Consider the following 18,610-nt stretch of genomic DNA (forward strand, 5'->3'; position numbering starts at 1 on the left):
TCCCTCCATATTTTATGCCAGATATTGTAACCGTTTACATCATCTGGCAACAGCCAAGCCCTCACTTAGCTGTCTTATCTTATTTAAGTGTTACTGTTACCACGCTCTTGGATGGGACGCGGAGCTGCAATTTACCATTCTCCAAAGAAGCGCCCTTAAATGTTGTTTCATGAACCACATCCGGCTCTTCAAACGTATTATGGGCATCCATCCGATCAGCTGTTAAAATAATTGCTGAATCAATCTTGCTGTACGAATTAGCAGCCGTAAAGTCAATCGTTTTTTCTTCGGTCAAGTCGTAGTTCGCTAACGAAATGGTTAACTGGTCATTCTTTTGTGAAGCGGTGTAGGTGACATTTTTCGGAAGGTCACCAACGCCTTCAACTAATTCGGCATCCATATGTTTTTGATACATATCAAATACATAGTAGGTCGGCGTTTTAATCATTTGATCGCCCTTCGTCAAAATCATGGCTTGTAAGACGTTTACCATCTGGGCAATGTTAGCCATGTGAACTCGGTCAGCATGTTGATGGAAAATGTTTAGTGTGATAGCGGCTACCATCGCATCTCGAATGGTATTTTGTTGCTGAAGAAAGCCTGGATTAGTGCCTTTCGTTACGTTGTACCAAGTCCCCCATTCGTCAACGATCAAGTCAACTTTGTGATCAGGATCATAGTGATCCATAATCGTCGAATGTTTGGTAATCAGCTCATCCATGTGTTTGGCCCGGGTCATGGTTGATGTCCACTGATCTTCCGGAAAATCAGTGGCATCGCCCTTATGTTGACCCCACTGACCCGTTGGTAACGTATAATAGTGAAGACTAATGCCGTCTAAATATTGACCGGCTAACTTCATCACTGTATCTGTCCAATGATAATCATCTTCATTGGGGCCACAAGCCACCTTATAAATCGGGTGATCTTTATCATATTGCGGCAAAAATGTCTGATATTGACGATAAACATCCGAATAGTATTCAGGACGCATGTGACCGCCGCCACCCCAGGATTCATTGCCAATCCCAAAAAACTTTAATTTCCAAGGATCTTGACGACCATTTTTTTGACGTAATTTGGACATCGGTGATTCACCGGCCATGGTCATATATTCAACCCATTCGGCCATTTCCTGAACGGTCCCGCTACCAATGTTGGCGTTAATGTATGCATCCGCCCCTAATTGGTGCAACAATTCGAAGTATTCGTGAGTCCCAAAAGAGTTATCTTCAGTCACATCGCCCCAGTTGGTATTCACAATTTTCTTTCGGGTGTCTTTAGGGCCAATGCCATCCCGCCAGTGGTATGTGTCGGCAAACAATCCGCCGGGCCACCGTAGAACTGGCACGTGGATTTTTTTCAGTGCATTCACAACATCACTGCGCATGCCGTTCACATTGGGAATTTTGGAATCTTTACCAACGTAAAGGCTACCGTAGATGCCATGGCCTAAATGCTCTGAAAATTGACCGTAAATATATTTGCTGATCGTCGGCCCTTTCTTTTGAGTTAATAGTTCAATTGACATTGTTTTAGGTCCTTTCTGCGATTACTTTCAAAAGTAATAATAGTATAAATGTTAATTAGGCGTGTTAAAATCCATCGATGTATCTTTTAACATTATCAATATAGCGCTTTCATTTAGAAAAGTAAATAGTATTTTTACTAAATATAAGATTAATTTTCGTAAATTATCAATAATATTATTAACTGCCAGTGTTTCGAATGTTTTTGCGATCCCTCGTTAACATTTTTAATATTAACTTTTTGAACATACCTAATTTTAAAATGCTTATAATAAGTGTTAACAACAATAGACTTTACTAGATGAAAGCAGTAAGATATTAACTAAAACATTACGAAGGACGGTTATGATGGATCTCGATATCTCTGATAAATCAATTCCCGTCTTTGCTGCTTTAGACAGTAAAGTACGGGTGCATATCATTAAATTACTTTCAGAAAAGAAAATGAACGTTTCGGAAATCTCCAAAGCAATTGGTTTAAGCAGCCCTATTACGATCATGCATCTTAATAAATTGCAAGCTGCCAACATTATCCGAACCGAAAAAAAAGGCAACCAACGCATCTCCAGTCTGCGAGTGGACACCATTAATATCTCTTTTCCCCAACAACTCTACATTCCCTATGAAAATTGGGATATTGAATTACCAATTGGCCAATACACTAATTTCGATGTCCAGCCTTCTTGCGGTCTAGCGGGCCAAAACGGCTTTATTGGTAAAGTCGATAATCCCAGCTACTTTATGGATCCCGAACGATACCGCGCTGGGATGCTTTGGTTCTCTAAGGGGTTTGTTGAATATCAAGTACCAAACTATCTAAAAGATAATCAACAGCTGGAAATGGTTGAACTATCCGCAGAGTTAAGCTCCGAATTTCCTTTCTCCAACAATAATTGGCCTTCCGATATCACGGTTAGTCTGGATGGTCATGAAATCGGCACGTGGACCAGCCCTGGTGACTTCTCCGATATTCGGGGCCGCTATACGCCTAAATGGGTCTATAACGATATGAATCAGTATGGGATGCTTAAATCTTTTCGGATCTCCAAGCATGGTTCCTACATTGATGGCCAACATGCGGCTGATACTTTAGTCACCGACCTTGATCCCAGCAAAAATTCGTGGACACTGCGATTTGAAGTTAAAGACACAGCCAAAAATGTGGGTGGCTGCACGATTTTTGGCAAGAAATTCGGCAACCACGATCAAGGCATTAAAGGCTTATTTTATTTTAGTGACATTGAAGATTAGATTGTTAGTCACACCCTTGTTGAAGCAAAAGGCAGGGGTGCTTTTGATTCTCAAACTACCTGTTTAGCGAACGGATTTCTTCAGCTTGGTCATCAGTTTTGTTAGTTTACCAATGCTCCGATAATCAGCAGATTGATCAAAAGTCTTGCTATCGTAAGGTTAACGAAAATCAATAAAAAATCAGCCAAATTGATAACGATTTCAAGTAGCTATTTTAATTAAAACTGATATATAAGAACTAAAAATTGAATTTAACAGCCGTTTTAGCTGAGAGAACGGTTACAAAATAAATATTTAAAAAATCCTTATTTGTCAACGTTTTCATAAGGATTTTCACTTGCATTTAATTTAAATGAGTTTAGAATGAAAGTTGTAAATGAGATGAGAAACAAACGACTAACATATCAGTCCTGCTTCTCCTCATCTGTTAGATACCTAGTTTAGTTAAGACATGAAAGGAAGCACTTTATGATGACAAATACCACTGATTGGAAAGCAGCATTAAACTCAAAAGAAGATTTCAAGAACTTTATTACCGACTACTTCGCAAAGCACGAAGAATTAACCGGTAACTACGAAAATACCTCATACTACGAATATTACACGGTTCGTTTGGACAGCAAGGACGGCTTAATCATCACCTTGACCACTGGCATCAATACCACTGGTAACACGGGTGTTAGCCCAATTCCGTTCAAGGACGTTGAAAAACTTTCGATTGAACAATTCCGTCAACTGATTCTTAACAAGAAGTTCGCTGACATGCACACATCACTGGCTGACGTCTTCAAGACCGTTGCCGGTGTGCCGGATGCCGTTAAAGGCTAAAACTAAATCTTAAGAATGATCAACAAAACCCGTTTTCAACTAATCGCTGAAAACGGGTTTTTAGTTTAACCAATTTTTCGTTCAAATTTCTTAAAACCAAATAGTTTATCAATTCTATCAAAGTAAGCTGCTGGAATCGTTAAGTCAATCGCTTTTAAATTATTTTTTAATTGAGCCGGCTTACTGGCACCCGTAATCAAACTGCTGATCCGGGGATCACGCAAGGCCCACGCTAAGGCAAACGTGGCCAAATCAGTGTGTAATTCATCAGCCATTTTAATCAATACTTCTACCTTATCTAAATTATCTGCCGTCAGTAAGGCTTGAATTTGGTCCTGATACGTTGCTCGCGAGCCTGCCGGAATCGGTTGACCTTTTCGGTACTTACCGGTTAACAAGCCCTGCGATAATGGTGAAAACGGCACAACACCCAAGCCTAATTTTTCACAAACATCCAACAACTCATGTTCAATGTATCGATCAAACATATTGTACTGCGGCTGGACCACCGACATCGGGTGAAGGCCCAGCCGTTCAATGACCAGTTGGGCTTCCAAAAGTTGAACCGGTCGCCATTCACTGACCCCATAGTACAGGATCTTGCCTTGATCGACCAAATCACTTAAAGCGGTCAACGTTTCGGCAAGCGGTGTGGTTGGATCAAAACGGTGACAAAAATAAAGATCCAGATAGTCCGTCTGCAAATTAGTTAACGATTGGTCAATTGATTCCATAATATGCTTTCTGGATAAGCCACGGTCATTGACGCCTGAACCGGTCGGAAAATAAACCTTGCTGGATAGAACAATTTCTTTTCTGGGAAATTGTTTCAGGACCTTGCCCAAAAAGCGTTCAGCCGCGCCGCCACTATAAGCATCAGCACAATCAAAGAAGTTGATGCCATTTTCATAAGCTAATTGAATGCTCGAAGCGGCCAATGCTTGTTTATCCGCATTACTGACATCGGTCATCCAACTGCCAAGGGCTAATTCACTGACTCGCAGTCCCTGCTTGCCAAGTTGTCGGTATTTCATTATCAAGATCTCCTAAGTGTTTAATTATTTGATATTACAACACTTAGTTTAGATCTTCGAGTTAACTCGAGGTCAAGTCTTTATTTTTTAATTACCCAATCAATCTCACCATGGATATTTTTCAAAGTCAAAAATCCCCAAGCTCCCTAAAATGAGGCCAATGCCTAAGCCAGGAATCACACTTTCTGCTTGATACCCAAAGATTAGGCCCAAGCCAGCCCCAAACGCAATCCCGGCTAAGCCACCTTTAAAGCGAAAATTGCCATTCTCATCCCTGGTTGGATCTTTTTTAGATGGTTTCATTAAAATCACCCTTTCATTTAAAAATTGATAACTTAATTTGCTGTGTTAAGTCAATATACTAATGATTCTTCTAATGCTTATTTTTGACAGCATGATAAATTTTCCGCTGGACTAAATATTGGTCCTTCTCCTGCACAATAAACAATGGTGAGCTTTCCTCCACCACGTTACTGAATTCCAGGCCATACCAAGAAGTTGGCGAAGCGGTAATGTTTTGTAGATAAATCCGTCCACCAATCAACCGTTTATCCAGCGCACTTAATTGGTCGTTGGCAACCAAGTCGGCCGGTTGTTCGTTGATAATCACGAATTTGAAGTCGCCAACTTTTCGGTGTCGCTGCGTTGAATATTTCGGGACCTGTGGATCCAAGACTCCTTGTTCAACCAAATGATCAACAATTTGGTGCAGATAGACACTAACCGACTGGGACTTGCGAAAGCCTAAATACAGCTGAATGTTAACAATGTTGGTGGTGCCTAACATATCGACCGTATAGTTGCTTTCATACGGGACGTTGGTTTCATTAACCGTCACAAACCAGTAGACTTTAGCCCGTTTAGGTTCCTGATCCAAGATGGAATACATGGTACTGCGTTTGATCTGATAATCGCCCTTGATCTTAGTCATGAAGACTAAATTAGTCGTAAACATCGGCACACTTTCATCCTGGCTGAGTTCCTGAAGCTGATCACGGTAATCCAACAGCGAGACATATTCACTTTCTCGTTCATAATGTTCACGTCGTTTATTGCCGAAGTACCAAACCCACATGACGTAAAGAATTGCCAACATAATGGCCAAAGTAACGTAACCACCATGAATGAACTTGACCAAACTGGCAATTAAGAAGATTGCTTCAATGGTGCCAAAGAATAATGCCACCATCAACGCCAAGCCCGGCCGAATTTTATTCTTCAAAAATTCGTATAACAAGACCGTCGTCATCAGCATCGTGATGGTAATGGCCAATCCATAAGCCGCTTCCATTTTCTGCGAATTGCCAAAATACCAAACCACACTCAACGTCACAATGCATAAAATCCAATTAACATTTGAAATATAAATTTGATTTTTAACATTGCTGGGATGCTTAACGATTAAGCGTGGCAAAAATTTTAACCCAATCGCCTCATCGACCAACGTATAGGATCCGGTAATCAGTGCTTGTGAGGCAATAATGGCCGCCAGAGTCGCGATCACAATGCCCAGCAAGCGCCAATGTCCCGGCAGCATTTCATAAAATGGATTTAAATCGGTCAAGTCACGGTAGGCTGCGTCATGCGCATGATTAATCACCCACGCACCCTGTCCCAAATAATTTAGAAATAGTGCCGCATAAACCAGTGGCCAAGTCGCGTAGATATTTTTCTTACCAACATGCCCCATGTCTGAATAGAGCGCCTCCGCACCGGTAGTCGCCAGAAAGATACTGCCCAAAATGAAAATGCCGACCTTATTGGCTGGACTAAACAAAATTTCAATGGCATAAACTGGTGACAGGGCCTTTAAAATGGTGGGATACGCTATCAGATTAACGACGCCGAAAACGGCTAAAAAGCCAAACCACAAAACCATCACTGGTCCAAATGATTGGCCAATCATACCGGTACCAAATCGCTGAATCACAAACAGCAACAATAAAACCACGGTGGTCACCAATAACACATCATGTTGGGAACTACTGAACGTGATCGGCCCCAAGTGCTGCGACTTTAATCCTTCAATCGCTGACGTCACGGTCACTGCCGGCGTCAATGTCCCATCGGCTAAAATCGCCGCCCCACCGATCAGTGCCGGAAAAATCAACCATTTGGCATTTTTACGAACCAGTGCATAAAGTGCAAAAATCCCACCTTCATGGTTGTTATCAGCCCGCATGGCAATGACGACATACTTTAAGGTGGTAATAATCATCAATGTCCAAAAGATAAGCGAAATCGACCCCACAACGTAATCCGGTGAGATATTTCCCATTTTACCAGCATCCCCAATTAAGGCGTTCATCACATACAACGGGGATGTCCCAATATCACCATACACAATTCCTAAAGTCACCAGCATCCCGGCCAGCGAGACGCGTTCCAGCTGCTTATTCATTATAAGTGGCCTCCAACATTTCCATAGTTTGATATCTTGATGAATGTTAGGCCAAACGAGCCAATAAAGCAACCCGGTTAACTAAAATGGCCTATTAAAATTTGACAATAACGATCGTACCAACATTTTCAGGCAAAATCAGTTTTTTAATGGATAACTTTTCTATTAGGATCCAACCAGTTAATTACCATTACGCTGACTAAAATGATGACCACACAGATAAAGACGGCGTGCAGCGCTGCTAAAATAATTGGATTAATCAACGCCTGGTCCGCAAGATGATGCGCATGGTTGGAACTAACAACGCTGTTGACCTGTGAGAAACTGATGCCACTGTGAAGGTTCAACCGAATAACGAGATTCAGAATCGCCCCGTACACGCCGGACATCACGGTCTGGCCCAGTGACCGACCCAGCGTCAAAATTGACGTGGCTGAACCAACCATGGTTGATGGCACCAAGTGTTGACTCAACACCGTATTCATGCTGATCACAATGCCCATGCCGGTCCCGTTAACCATTGCTATCACATAGAATCCCCAAACCGGAAACGTTTTGCCGGCAAAGATCAGGGTTACATATCCCAGTAGCATCACCACAATCAAACTGATCGCAATTGCTTTTGGCACAAATTTAGCAATTAGCGTGCCGACTGTAAATGACGCAATCAGCCACATAATCGAACTCGATGTCACAACCAGCCCCGCCGTGGTCGCCGAAACACCATAGAGTGACTGCAGCCAAATCGGGAAATAAACCTGATAGCCAATCAAAACGCCACTTAAAATAGTGGCAGTGACAATTTGAATGCTAAAAGTAGCTGAATGAAACATTTTGGGTGACAAAAGTGGATTTTCAAACCGGCGTTCCTGCCTGATGAGAAGACCCAGACTGACTAATGCAATCAGCAATAGTCCAAATGCCCAAGCCGGTTGACTGTCCAAAACTTGAATGGCTAATAACAGACCAACTAAGCAAACCGCCAGCCAAGTGATCCCCCACCAGTCAATCGTTAACTTCTTGGTTAGAGAAACGTGCTCATGGTAGCCGAACCAAACCAGTAGCATGACAATCACGCCCAACGGCACGTTAACAAAGAAGACCCAGTGCCAGGAAAGCTGGTCAACTAGAAAGCCACCGATCAGCGGGCCAACCAATGCGGACAGGCCCCAGGCAGTATTGTTAAAAGCCAGGACGTTAGCCCGTTGTTGAAAACTAAAATTATCCGCGATAATGGTAAAAGTTAACGGCATGACGGCTCCGGCGCCGATTCCCTGAAGTGCTCGAGAAACAATTAGCAGCAAAATTGATGGCGACAATCCGCTGAAGAGTGAGCCCAGGGTAAAAATAAGAACCCCCCATTGAAACAGATTTCGCCGACCCATTGTATCGGCCAATTTACCATAAATTGGCGTGGTAATCGCGGTTGTTAGTAAATAGGCACTCATAATCCAGCTCTGGAAAGCCAAACCGTGCAGCTCACTGATAATCGCGGGTAATGCCGTCGTGACAATGGTGACCTCCACTGACGTCATAAACGTTGCAATGAAAACGGCCGTCATAATCAGCCAGCGTTTGTTGTGAATCGGTTGCTTTACCGAATGATTTGTTTGATGATTCATGATGTCGCTTCTTTCTCTCAAAATAGTCTACGTAGAAAATTTTAACATTCTTCGTTAAAATGAAAATACGAAACTAATCAGAACGGGAGAAGAATTAATGAACTTTACCTATCAACACGCCCAATTGCAGGATTTAAATGACATCATGCGCATTGAACACAGCGGTTTTTCAACTGCTGAGGCCGCAACAACTGACGCGATGCATGATCGCATTAAATTTTATCCGGATACGTTTATCGTTGCCAAGAATCATCACGCCCAAGTGGTTGGCTACATCGTTGGCCCATCATTTAGTCAGCGCTATCTAACCGACGAGCTTTACGAGAAGGCCACACCTAACGATCCTCACGACCCTTACCAAACCGTTCTCAGCTTGGTTGTCGCGCCACATTATCAGCACCGTGGCATTGCCGGTCAACTCTTACTCGAATTAGCCAAAATTGCCCATCGTCAAGATCGCCGGGCCATCAGCTTAACTTGTTTAAAGAAACTAATCCCTTTCTATGAACGCCACGGCTACCAAAACGAGGGCGTCGCGGCATCGAATCACGCGGCTGAAACTTGGTACAACATGGTTCTTACCCTAAAATAAGCAGTCCAAAAATTAATGAGGCGCTTAAGACAATGACTGTCCCAACGCCTCATTAATTAATCACCGGCTTTTTACAATGATTGTTAGTGGGCTATTTTTTAATAGCAGTTCGCTTAGCCCAAACTTTAATGCCTTGATGATTTGTTAACTGGTAGTAAACGTGCTTTTTACCTTTGATCTTGATAATTTCTTTTTTAAGCAATCGCCATTTCTGATGGCCAACCTTTTTAACTTGGTCAGCATGCTTGGAAAGCTTGGCATTTCGATACAGAACAGTCCCAGGCTTTAAGAGATGACTCTTTTGGGATTTAACTGGTTGAATCGAGATGATTTGCTTAACCGTCACTGGTTTGGCTTCATCAATTGACGATGTTGATGTCGACGAACTCGACTGATTGATACTTGAGCTCGGCTGACTTGCTGGCGTCGCTGAACTTGACGTTGCTGCTGAGGAAGAAACTGCAGCTGAGGAACTTGATGACGACGAGGAAACCGCCGAACTTGACGTCGTGCTCGATGAAGAAGCAGCCGGCGTTGGCTGAGTTGAATTATTTGTTGGCGTCGTTGCGGCAGCTTTAGCATCATTATAAGCTTTGGCATAGGCTGACTGAACGGCTTGATTACTGTTGTATTTGTTATTTAATGCCTTACCGGCTTTTTCATCGGCCGCCCCGTCAGTTTTGGCTTTAGTAACTGCACCACTAATATCAACCGCGTTTTTCAAAGTGATATCGGCAACTACTGGATAGTGATCAGAAAGCGTGGTGTTTTTGATCACGTTAAAATGATTAATGTTAATATTCTTGGAGGTGACCACGTTATCGATGGCGTAATTACGCATCGTGTCATCGTAAACGTTAAAAGTATCCTGCCAACCATCAGGGCCACCGTTGCCAAGGTTGAAATCCTGCTTCCAGCTATCCCACTCATTCTTGTTATCGTCGGTGTTAAAGTCCCCAACAATAATTTTATACGGCGTTTTATCTTTTTGGACCACGTCCTTCAGGTAAGCCATTTCAACGTCGCGAACCTTACGGCGGGTATATTCGTATTCCAAATGGGTATTATAGAAAGCCACTTTGACGCCATTAATGGTAACCACGGCGCGTTCATAACCCCATGGTTCAGATTGACCGGGCGTTTGTGGATACAGATTCATGGTTGGGTCTTCTAATTTAATTTTTGAAGCCATTCCGATTCCGTATTGACCGCCCTGCTTATCATAATCATATGTCTTCCCAAAAAAGGTATTGGTCATGCCTGAAAATTGGCCAAATCGATTGACCATATCAAACGGATTACGGGTGGTATTCTTGTCGACTTCGGACAGACCAATCATGTCCAAATTCTGTTCTTTGATTAACTGAGCCTGACCAACCGTGTCACTTCTGTCAGCGCCGGCGGCAATGTTATATTCCCCAACTCTCATGTGAATGTCGGAATTATTAACCTCTGCCGCATGAGCCTTTTGCGCCACCATGCCACTTCCTGATACTCCTAATGCCAATAATGAAACTACTAGTGCCAGTTGCGATTTAACTGTCATCTTCTAACTCTCCTCGGATTATTTTTTGTCGTCACGTTTTTGCGACAAAAATAGTTTAGCAACTGAACGTAAAAATTTTGCAATTATTTTGTATCGATTGAGTAATGGTAATTTTTACAAAAAGTAAAGCAACTATCCATTGCGTTAATGCAATGAATAATTGCTACATTTTCGATGAAGAAGAAAGTACTATGTGTGTAAGTAATCGTTTTCAATTGCTTACACATTACAATAACTAGTGGAGGATATTTTAAATGAAATTTAAGAAATTTGGTATTGCCTTATTCGCTGGAACAATCTTAGGTGGACTATCAGCTCCAACCATTCAAGCTGCTACCAGTGCGACGTCTCAGCAGGCAACCGTGAATAATGATTCACAAACGGATGAGTCATCTTCTGAACAAAATACAGGTAGTGATCAAAATGTTGTTTACACTACCGAAGGACAAGATGGTCCAACAACCCAAAGTTCTACTGATACAGATAACTCTCTTGCATCAACCCTTTCATCGAATGATGAATCGTTTAATTCAACCACAACATATGCAAGTCCAAACGAAAATTATTCTGGAGAACAGTTGAACAGCATGCTCAAAAGTGGCTCTGAAATTGTAGGCAAACACACGTATACAATTTCAAAAGGTACGATTAACACCGTAAAAGACCTCACTGCAATTGCAGCTGGTGGCATTATTGCTGCAAAAGTGCCACCATTAGCCCCAGTGGTAATTCCTGTGGCCGAATACATTATTCAAAGGTATAAAATTGGCTACAAACTGCGTGTACACATTTTAGACGTAAAAAATACTTCAGGTGGTGTAACAACCGTGGTTAAAAAATACACCTGGATTAAAGCTTAATCAAAAGCCCAAAAATTTTAAGAAGGAATGCAAATGGATTTATTCAAGAAAATTTTCAATACTAAAGCAACAAACTTCTGGCCCTATACCTTGGTTCTCTTGTTCACTTTCTTAGTGTACGCATTAGTGGATGAAAATCTACCGGTAATGAAGAATTTTTGGATTGACCTTATTGTATTTATGGTGATCTTTTACATTTTTTATTTGATTATGAAAATTATTATCTATTTTTATAATCAAAAGAAACTATAAGGCAGCTTGTCTTTCATCAAGCAGCTAATTAGTCAATTAAATTCGCTATTCATTTTCCTTAACGACATAATTCGTATTCTATCAATCATGTCGTTAAGGATTTTCTGTCTTTAAATCTTGTTATTGATAACCGAAAGCGCACAAGTATCCAAAATTTTAGTTTCTAGTTTAACTGCTGAATGCCCCTTATCCGTTTCCAGAAATACTTGAACCCTTAACGGATCAATCATCATTGCTATTTTTGAAAAATCACGTTGCTTCCGCATAAATTCACAAAACAAATCACAAGCTCTACTCAATAAATTGACTTTAATAATCGGCGAAGGGATCCCTAAATGCTTACTAATTTTTAAATTTTCAACAGTTGTCCCAATTAATTCAACTCGATCTATTTGACTAGATTGATCAAGTTCAGACTTTTTTAATCTTACTGAATGGCTATTGTACTTTGATCTTAATCTTAAAGAGATATTTTTACCCTGAAAAACCAAATTTTTGGGCAAATTACAAAAGTAGCCAGTATCTAACGGAACATTTGAAATATCTATATCTATCCGCGGATCGGTAGCCCTATAAATATCAATTTTTTTAGATGATGAAGGCTCGCTATTCTTTCTCATTTCAATTGTTGCTTCGCTGTACTTTCTAGATAACTGAAAATTTTCAAAAGAATTATTCGAAAATTGATTTAGATTGTTCTCCTTTTCAAGAATCAAAAAATCATCGGCTGAGCAACAATATAATTGACTCAATAATTTTATAAAGTCCAGGCTAGGAATAGTTTTGTTGTTTTCCCAATTAGATACAGCTTGATGAGAAACGTGAAGCTTTTTTGCAACGTCATCTTGTGTCAAATGAACTGCTTTACGCTTACTTCTTAAAATTTGAAATAATTTCATTTTAATTTCCTTTCCGTAAGTACAAAAAATTCAAAGCAATATTAAAAGTTAAAACCCAAATAACCATTAGTGTTCAACTCTAGTAAACAAAAGTGAATAATACTTGAAAAAAGTATGAATTATTAGTGAATATTAATAGCGTATAAATCATTTTCCTGAATTATCCACATTTTGATAACTGCATTGTTTTTTATCATCGTTTAAGCCTAAATTTTTCAACAAAAAAATAAATTTCTAAAGTTTAACGCCATCATATTTGTACTCTTAACATGATGGTGGTATGATGCCACTAACTTATAATGGCTTTTAGTATATGAGGAGTTAATATTAAATGATGAAGCACAAACGTTTAGTTACCAGCCTACTGACCTCTTTAGCAATCGTCACGACATTACCAATCTCAGCTACTGTTTTTCAAGCACCCGTAGTTGCCAAGACAACTGCTAAAGCAACGGTGATTTCTAAAATCAAAAAAACGCCTGATTTAAATCCGACTTCTAGTGTCCGATCATTTTCAAGCTCAACTTATCAGCGATATCAGTCGACTTTTAATAAAGAATATAACGTGGACCAGATGAGTCTGACAGGTGTTTTCCGTCAACACCACGCGTGGGTCTATACAGCTTCACCTCAACTCAGAAAATACTTAACCGTCTCAATGAAGACGTGGAACCACGCCTTGGGAAGTGCCGTTTTCAAAACCGGAACCAGCCATCATTACACCATTCGGGTTGGCTTTGGCACCGGCGGTAAGGATGGCAGCTTGTGGGACGGCCTATATAAAACCAATAAACTCTGGATCAACAAATCCCACTTCTATAGCAACGATTACATTTTGACGGTGTTGGGTGCCGTCAGCGGCCGAAAAGTAACAAAGGCCAAAACGGCTGCGGACAAAGCCGCCTACCAAAATTATTATCGAAAATTCTGGGAAGCCACGATCACCCACGAGCTTGGCCATAGTCTGGGATTGGATCACTCCCCTTATCAGGATGATATTATGTATGCCCAATCAGGCGAACGTTCCGGCAGTATTAAATATTCGTGGACAACGGCCAAAAAAGGTAATGGTACCTTTGCCGGGTTTACTAATGTGCTGTCTGAGCGGGATGTTAACCGGGCTAAATTGACTAAATTATTGGGGTATTGGTGAGACAGATTCTTAATTTAAGCCCAAATTAGTCAATAGTTCAAAAATCGGAGAGCAAATTGCTTTTCCGATTTTTTTGTCCTAACTCAATCTCAATTGAAGTTGAGCATATAATAAAAAAATTCTAAATCTAAGTTTTGGAAGTAATTATTATCGAACAATAAACCTGACATTCCCCATCACCTTTAACTAAATAACATTCCACTTTTGAAGTAAAACCTAGATGGAGTTTAGCAAAAATTAAAGAATTTGGCATCAATTGCTGTAAAAAGCTTATGCAGGATCTTCAACTACCAGTGTGAAACCTTTTCACACCTCTAAATAACCCAGCTTTACCATACAGAAGTAACGAAATCATTGCTAAAACGACTGTAAAAAGACTAATTCCCCAAAAACCGGTTATTTTGGTAATTAAAACACCGCCTGCCATACCGCCTAAGGTTTCACCTAAATACATTGCGGCATTCGAAAGAGATGAAATTGTACTTCTCGCAGTATCAGTGGTTGCTTGCAAAGTGGTCATGAATAATGGGAAAATGAAACCGCCAATCAGAAAAATAAGTGCAAGTAATATTTGAGCGATCCAAATGTTAGTGGAGAAAGATACTAATGCATATAATCCAATATATGCAATCAGCTCAAAGAAAAGGGCCTTGGGAATCCCAATTTGGTTAACAATTTTACCACTACAAATTGTTCCAAGCAGATTACCGACGCCAATTAAAATCATCGCTGATCCGATTTGACCGACTGATAACGAAAAACTTTTATTAAACCACGTTCCAATAAATGATAATGAGCAAAAATTACCAATTTGAAAGGTGAAGTATGCGACCAGATAAAGTAACGCTCGTCGATTAATAAATAAATTTTTGTAAATACGCCAAAAACTTGTTTTGCTTTTTTGAGTATCGACATCAATTGCTGGTAATTGTAACGATGTAACTAAACACAATAATATTGAAATAGCAGAAATAAAGAAAAATGGAAATCGCCATGAAAAAACAGCTAAGTAACTTCCAATTGGAATGCCAATAATTTGCGAAACGGCTAATCCGGCAGAGGCAATTCCCATTGTTGAGACAATTTTATCCTTTGACACAACGACTGGAATTGATGCCCATACTTGTGGCCCTACGAAGGCCGCACTCACACCTGCCAAAAAGCGTGCACTAATCATTAGAAAAAAGGTATTGGCAAAGCCGCAAAATGCAGTGGCCCCTGAAAAGCAAAGTAACCCACCAATTAGAATTTTTCGGCGACTATGACCGTCAGAAATTGGTCCTGCCGTTAGAGCCGAAAGCGTATAGCCCAACGCATATGCACTGACAATCATGCCTGATAAACTTGTCGAAATACCATAGTAATTGACAAGCGTCGGTAATAGCGGTGAAACTAAAAAGGTGTCTGTCCCAATGACAAACATAACCAAGAAGAAGATTACTGAAACTTTGTAGCTTTTTGAAATCAACTTATTACTTCCAATCATTTTATTCTATACTTTTAAATGTATCGAAGTGTCAGAAAGAAAAATAACTCCTTTACTCAAGGAGCGTATTTAAAAATCCTGGCAAATACTTTTCGAATGTATCATATCTCAAAGATACATACTTAGTTCTTCCATCCTTAACCGTGTTGGTCAATCCGGCTAGCCGAAGGGCCTTAAAATGATACGAAACCGTTGATAAACTTAAATCCAAGTTATCGCCAAGTTCGGAACAACTCATCTCCCTTTTGTTTTTGTATAAAAGCCGAATCAACTTTAACCGATTGGGGTCGGATAAACATTTAAATATTTCTGCACGTTTTTTGTCTTCAATTACTTCGATATCCATAAAACTGTTATAACATTAACTCAATAAAAAAGCCAGAGTATAAAAATGCCTTCTCAAATTTATTTAAAAATAACCATTTACATTCTTTAGTGCTTATATCATGATAGCCTTAAGAAATTTAGTATGAATGGAGATGTCTCCCATGCCCTTCTACAAAAAAGCCAGTCGTTTCATTTGCCAATCAATGGTTATGATTGGCTTGATATACTTCTTTAACGCAGATAGCAACATGCACTTTGTCTTCACCTTGAACGCTTGGAATCTATGGTTAATCGGATCATGGCTTTCACAATTAGTTTTGGTTAATCAAAAGCAGTTTTTCCTGCACAATCGATCTCTACCAACTCGAGGGATGGCTAAACTAAAAAACGAAGAAATCACCACCATTAATCCTCAAAATCAGTCCCTTTTCAATCACCGAAAGCAACGCCTATCACAGGAACTTTTCTATTTGGAGCTGCACGACGATCAATGGGGACTGGTCATTAATATCGGGATGAGTCTGGTTTATGGATTATTTGGTCCAATCATTTTAGTGATTAATTACCTCAAGCATCGATACTTGGTTCACCGCAGCTAACTACCAGAAACTAAAAAAACTAATGAAGTTCCCCAAACCCAACCACCAACGGGTTACTTTCACATGATCAATCATCAGCAACATTGCCATTACCAAGTCAATATAATGATCGTCCTTCACTTCAACTTTGTAAGCGTGACCTAAACCGTGAATGGGTTCATGAACGATCGCAATTGGTCGATTATTTCTAACAACCGAAAAAGTTAGATTTGCCCAATTACTCAAGAACTGAATCTCATCATTAGCCGTCCCATAATCAAGTCGCCAAAGTCTTATTTTGGGCGACCATGTCGTAACTATTCGACCACGCATTCTTAATTCAAAAACGGGTGGTGATGTTAATTTTTGCCGGGTCACTTGGGCAATTTCTTGGCCAGTTCGATCATCAATGACGAAGTGCTTGGAAAACTTCCAAAAATCCCCCTGAGCAGTATAAACTACCTGCCCCTGTTGAGTTGTGACGATGAATCGACCGCCCAGCTGCCACCACTTTCGTCTAACGACTAATGTTGTCACTATTATTCACTCCTCCCAACTTTTAAAAGAACGAGAGGCCAGCATGCCGCCAAACATTTCTGTCAAAACCGATCATATAAATCAAGCCAACTATCAGAACCGGTAACCAAATCATTAAAAATGGTCCCCAAGGGCTCCCAGCCCCGGTCATCACATGCGAGGCAATTGCGGGCTGCCAATCAATAAAGAAGTGAATGACAATGACCCAAGTTAATGAATTGGTTGTGAGGCGAATGGTCACAAATAAGATTCCTAAAATAAAGGCGTAAATGGCCTGTTGAATCGTGATCATCAGGCCTTGACCAGCAATTATATTAAATAGATGTAGCAAGCCAAAGCAACCGCTGGACACAATTGCCGCCCACGTATACTGGTATTTACTAAATTTAAACGTCGTCGCAAACGTCGACAATAGCAACCCCCGGCAGGTAAACTCTTCAAAAATGCCGGCGGAAAGTGCCACTAATGTATTAGCCAAAAATAAATTTGAATGGCTCATGAGAATCACACGGTACGGAAAATTGCTGATCAGCAATAACAACCCCAGTAGTACACCGATCACCGTCATCATGATTTTTAAAAACTTAGTCATTGATGGAAGCCGGTTTAACAAGCGAGTCCCGCCAAGGCCGTAGTATGCGATCCCGCCAACAATCACCGCATACGTAAATCGAATGGCCGCTCGTAAATTGATGGCTGTCGCACTGGTTCCCGGAAATAAAATCAGTTTAGCACCCAAGTCAATGCCAAACAAAAGTGCAAATAAGATAATGGCAAGTACTAAAAGAATTTGCCATGTCCAACGTGTCTGTTTCAAATTATCCCTACTTTCTTGGTAACATAATGACAGAGTATCATATTTTGACTGTCGATTAAATTTAGATTTTCATTTTCAATATGGTTTTAACAACTTTGACTTGTTATAATGCCAGTGTAACCACTTCAAAATGGAGATGATGTCAGTTGTTGAATTCAAATCACCAGTTGATTAAACCAAAATTCATGAGTAAATTTGCCATCATGTACCTCATCGGTTCGGCCATGATGAGTTTACTGGCCCCTGTTGTCATAGCGATGGGCACTTTCTACGAGCAGGTCGGCTATGGCGTTCTGCTAATTTTACTGCCATTGAGTTGGTTTCATACTTTTTTCAATAAGGATTACGCCACCACTAGGCTACTAAAGCTGACTAATCAACTGCACTATCTGGTGTTGGTAATCGGCATTGGTTACTTAGCTGCCGTGCTGGCGCTCAACTATTTTTAACAATCCCGAATAAAGAAAAGCAAAAGCGATCCAAAAATAACAACCATCGCAAACCAGAAGCCGCCAACGACAGTCGATGACAGCTTCTTTCTTTGAATCAACTCAATTAAGCCTCCCAAAACCGTGATGATTAAAATAACAAAACCAATCACTAACACTTCAAACTACCTCCCGACATTTCAAGTATTCAGTTATGTTTCAGCTTAATGCGGTTTGCCAACCAATTGAAGTCTGGTGGACAAATCTTAGTGATCATTTTAAACAATTATCAAAAACTCACGAATTAGGTTTCTCACAACTGGGAACTCCGTTCGTGAGTTTTTTGGCAAATTCAGAAAATAATTAACACGCTTTAAAAAGCAGCCTTCCCTATTTTGTCAAAAAAAGATTGCATTAAATTTCCATTAAAGTATAATGAGATTAAAATGTTAAGAAAGCTAACATGAGTT

General features: G+C 40.4%; 20 protein-coding genes. 8 read left to right on the forward strand and 12 right to left on the reverse strand.

Annotated features, from left to right (window positions below):
- Window positions 1-79: 79 nt before the first annotated feature.
- Window positions 80-1,531 (reverse strand): alpha-N-arabinofuranosidase, encoded by a 1,452-nt coding sequence (locus tag ED605_RS07840; RefSeq protein ID WP_121978354.1) that lies wholly within the window; start codon window positions 1,529-1,531, stop codon window positions 80-82.
- Between the two features lie 346 nt (window positions 1,532-1,877).
- Here ED605_RS07840 and ED605_RS07845 point away from each other — a divergent pair, with 346 nt between their 5' ends.
- Window positions 1,878-2,780 (forward strand): ArsR/SmtB family transcription factor, encoded by a 903-nt coding sequence (locus ED605_RS07845; RefSeq protein WP_121978355.1) that lies wholly within the window; start codon window positions 1,878-1,880, stop codon window positions 2,778-2,780.
- Window positions 2,781-3,251: 471 nt separating this feature from the next.
- Entirely contained in the window at window positions 3,252-3,608 is a 357-nt protein-coding gene (locus ED605_RS07850; protein WP_121978385.1) for a hypothetical protein, read from the forward strand.
- A gap of 65 nt (window positions 3,609-3,673) precedes the next feature.
- Here the strand turns inward: ED605_RS07850 and ED605_RS07855 are convergent, their stop codons facing one another.
- The 4 genes from ED605_RS07855 to ED605_RS07870 all read right to left on the reverse strand — a co-directional run bounded on the left by ED605_RS07855 (window position 3,674) and on the right by ED605_RS07870 (window position 8,665).
- Window positions 3,674-4,642, reverse strand: a complete 969-nt coding sequence (locus tag ED605_RS07855) for an aldo/keto reductase family protein (RefSeq protein WP_121978356.1) — start codon at window positions 4,640-4,642, stop codon at window positions 3,674-3,676.
- 105 nt (window positions 4,643-4,747) lie between these two features.
- Window positions 4,748-4,945: a hypothetical protein gene (locus ED605_RS07860; protein ID WP_121978357.1), complete on the reverse strand. Its 198-nt coding sequence runs from the start codon at window positions 4,943-4,945 to the stop codon at window positions 4,748-4,750.
- Window positions 4,946-5,015: 70 nt separating this feature from the next.
- Entirely contained in the window at window positions 5,016-7,043 is a 2,028-nt protein-coding gene (locus ED605_RS07865) for a KUP/HAK/KT family potassium transporter (protein ID WP_191981359.1), read from the reverse strand.
- Window positions 7,044-7,189: 146 nt separating this feature from the next.
- Window positions 7,190-8,665 carry an MFS transporter gene (locus tag ED605_RS07870; RefSeq protein WP_121978358.1) on the reverse strand — a complete coding sequence of 492 codons (1,476 nt, stop codon included), beginning with the start codon at window positions 8,663-8,665 and terminating at the stop codon, window positions 7,190-7,192.
- Window positions 8,666-8,762: 97 nt separating this feature from the next.
- On the opposite strand from ED605_RS07870, the gene ED605_RS07875 reads away from it, so the two are divergent.
- On the forward strand, window positions 8,763-9,257 hold the full coding sequence (locus tag ED605_RS07875) for a GNAT family N-acetyltransferase (protein WP_121978359.1): 495 nt from the start codon (window positions 8,763-8,765) through the stop codon (window positions 9,255-9,257).
- A 91-nt stretch (window positions 9,258-9,348) separates the two neighbouring features.
- Here the strand turns inward: ED605_RS07875 and ED605_RS07880 are convergent, their stop codons facing one another.
- Window positions 9,349-10,803 carry an endonuclease/exonuclease/phosphatase family protein gene (locus ED605_RS07880; protein WP_121978360.1) on the reverse strand — a complete coding sequence of 485 codons (1,455 nt, stop codon included), beginning with the start codon at window positions 10,801-10,803 and terminating at the stop codon, window positions 9,349-9,351.
- 254 nt (window positions 10,804-11,057) lie between these two features.
- Here ED605_RS07880 and ED605_RS07885 point away from each other — a divergent pair, with 254 nt between their 5' ends.
- The gene (locus ED605_RS07885) at window positions 11,058-11,663 is read left to right on the forward strand and encodes a hypothetical protein (RefSeq protein ID WP_121978361.1); all 606 of its coding nucleotides are present in this window, start codon (window positions 11,058-11,060) and stop codon (window positions 11,661-11,663) included.
- Between the two features lie 33 nt (window positions 11,664-11,696).
- On the forward strand, window positions 11,697-11,915 hold the full coding sequence (locus ED605_RS07890) for a hypothetical protein (protein ID WP_121978362.1): 219 nt from the start codon (window positions 11,697-11,699) through the stop codon (window positions 11,913-11,915).
- Window positions 11,916-12,025: 110 nt separating this feature from the next.
- On the opposite strand, the gene ED605_RS07895 is transcribed toward ED605_RS07890, so the two are convergent.
- Window positions 12,026-12,814 (reverse strand): helix-turn-helix transcriptional regulator, encoded by a 789-nt coding sequence (locus ED605_RS07895; protein ID WP_121978363.1) that lies wholly within the window; start codon window positions 12,812-12,814, stop codon window positions 12,026-12,028.
- Between the two features lie 331 nt (window positions 12,815-13,145).
- Between ED605_RS07895 and ED605_RS07900 the strand changes: the two genes are divergently transcribed.
- A complete protein-coding gene (locus ED605_RS07900; protein WP_225419087.1) occupies window positions 13,146-13,967 on the forward strand; it encodes a matrixin family metalloprotease in 822 nt (273 codons plus the stop codon).
- Window positions 13,968-14,250: 283 nt separating this feature from the next.
- Here the strand turns inward: ED605_RS07900 and ED605_RS07905 are convergent, their stop codons facing one another.
- A complete protein-coding gene (locus tag ED605_RS07905; RefSeq protein ID WP_121978364.1) occupies window positions 14,251-15,453 on the reverse strand; it encodes an MFS transporter in 1,203 nt (400 codons plus the stop codon).
- 52 nt (window positions 15,454-15,505) lie between these two features.
- Complete coding sequence (locus ED605_RS07910; RefSeq protein ID WP_121978365.1) at window positions 15,506-15,799, reverse strand: ArsR/SmtB family transcription factor; 294 nt, start codon at window positions 15,797-15,799, stop codon at window positions 15,506-15,508.
- Window positions 15,800-15,941: 142 nt separating this feature from the next.
- Between ED605_RS07910 and ED605_RS07915 the strand changes: the two genes are divergently transcribed.
- On the forward strand, window positions 15,942-16,379 hold the full coding sequence (locus tag ED605_RS07915; protein ID WP_121978366.1) for a hypothetical protein: 438 nt from the start codon (window positions 15,942-15,944) through the stop codon (window positions 16,377-16,379).
- On the opposite strand, the gene ED605_RS07920 is transcribed toward ED605_RS07915, so the two are convergent.
- Both ED605_RS07920 and ED605_RS07925 read right to left on the reverse strand, forming a co-directional pair.
- Window positions 16,380-16,895, reverse strand: coding sequence for an LURP-one-related/scramblase family protein (locus tag ED605_RS07920; RefSeq protein ID WP_121978367.1), 516 nt, complete (start codon window positions 16,893-16,895; stop codon window positions 16,380-16,382).
- A gap of 22 nt (window positions 16,896-16,917) precedes the next feature.
- Window positions 16,918-17,712 (reverse strand): CPBP family intramembrane glutamic endopeptidase, encoded by a 795-nt coding sequence (locus tag ED605_RS07925; RefSeq protein ID WP_121978368.1) that lies wholly within the window; start codon window positions 17,710-17,712, stop codon window positions 16,918-16,920.
- Window positions 17,713-17,858: 146 nt separating this feature from the next.
- Here ED605_RS07925 and ED605_RS07930 point away from each other — a divergent pair, with 146 nt between their 5' ends.
- Window positions 17,859-18,161 (forward strand): hypothetical protein, encoded by a 303-nt coding sequence (locus ED605_RS07930; protein WP_225419088.1) that lies wholly within the window; start codon window positions 17,859-17,861, stop codon window positions 18,159-18,161.
- Here ED605_RS07930 and ED605_RS14610 read toward each other — a convergent pair.
- Window positions 18,158-18,319 carry a hypothetical protein gene (locus ED605_RS14610; protein ID WP_162919775.1) on the reverse strand — a complete coding sequence of 54 codons (162 nt, stop codon included), beginning with the start codon at window positions 18,317-18,319 and terminating at the stop codon, window positions 18,158-18,160. The genes ED605_RS07930 and ED605_RS14610 overlap by 4 nt on opposite strands.
- Window positions 18,320-18,610: the final 291 nt, after the last annotated feature.

The organism is Lentilactobacillus raoultii, from assembly GCF_900411375.1.
GTDB lineage: Bacteria > Bacillota > Bacilli > Lactobacillales > Lactobacillaceae > Lentilactobacillus > Lentilactobacillus raoultii.

What these genes read in the sequence shown, in the direction of transcription:
- ED605_RS07850 (WP_121978385.1), top strand. Translation starts at nt 3,252, where the DNA reads ATGACAAATACCACTGATTGGAAAGCAGCATTAAACTCAAAAGAAGAT.
- ED605_RS07865 (WP_191981359.1), bottom strand. Translation starts at nt 7,043, where the DNA reads ATGAATAAGCAGCTGGAACGCGTCTCGCTGGCCGGGATGCTGGTGACT.
- ED605_RS07845 (WP_121978355.1), top strand. Translation starts at nt 1,878, where the DNA reads ATGGATCTCGATATCTCTGATAAATCAATTCCCGTCTTTGCTGCTTTA.
- ED605_RS07915 (WP_121978366.1), top strand. Translation starts at nt 15,942, where the DNA reads ATGCCCTTCTACAAAAAAGCCAGTCGTTTCATTTGCCAATCAATGGTT.
- ED605_RS07840 (WP_121978354.1), bottom strand. Translation starts at nt 1,531, where the DNA reads ATGTCAATTGAACTATTAACTCAAAAGAAAGGGCCGACGATCAGCAAA.
- ED605_RS07905 (WP_121978364.1), bottom strand. Translation starts at nt 15,453, where the DNA reads ATGATTGGAAGTAATAAGTTGATTTCAAAAAGCTACAAAGTTTCAGTA.
- ED605_RS07895 (WP_121978363.1), bottom strand. Translation starts at nt 12,814, where the DNA reads ATGAAATTATTTCAAATTTTAAGAAGTAAGCGTAAAGCAGTTCATTTG.
- ED605_RS07870 (WP_121978358.1), bottom strand. Translation starts at nt 8,665, where the DNA reads ATGAATCATCAAACAAATCATTCGGTAAAGCAACCGATTCACAACAAA.
- ED605_RS07890 (WP_121978362.1), top strand. Translation starts at nt 11,697, where the DNA reads ATGGATTTATTCAAGAAAATTTTCAATACTAAAGCAACAAACTTCTGG.
- ED605_RS07860 (WP_121978357.1), bottom strand. Translation starts at nt 4,945, where the DNA reads ATGAAACCATCTAAAAAAGATCCAACCAGGGATGAGAATGGCAATTTT.
- ED605_RS07885 (WP_121978361.1), top strand. Translation starts at nt 11,058, where the DNA reads ATGAAATTTAAGAAATTTGGTATTGCCTTATTCGCTGGAACAATCTTA.
- ED605_RS07910 (WP_121978365.1), bottom strand. Translation starts at nt 15,799, where the DNA reads ATGGATATCGAAGTAATTGAAGACAAAAAACGTGCAGAAATATTTAAA.
- ED605_RS07875 (WP_121978359.1), top strand. Translation starts at nt 8,763, where the DNA reads ATGAACTTTACCTATCAACACGCCCAATTGCAGGATTTAAATGACATC.
- ED605_RS07900 (WP_225419087.1), top strand. Translation starts at nt 13,146, where the DNA reads ATGATGAAGCACAAACGTTTAGTTACCAGCCTACTGACCTCTTTAGCA.
- ED605_RS07880 (WP_121978360.1), bottom strand. Translation starts at nt 10,803, where the DNA reads ATGACAGTTAAATCGCAACTGGCACTAGTAGTTTCATTATTGGCATTA.
- ED605_RS07855 (WP_121978356.1), bottom strand. Translation starts at nt 4,642, where the DNA reads ATGAAATACCGACAACTTGGCAAGCAGGGACTGCGAGTCAGTGAATTA.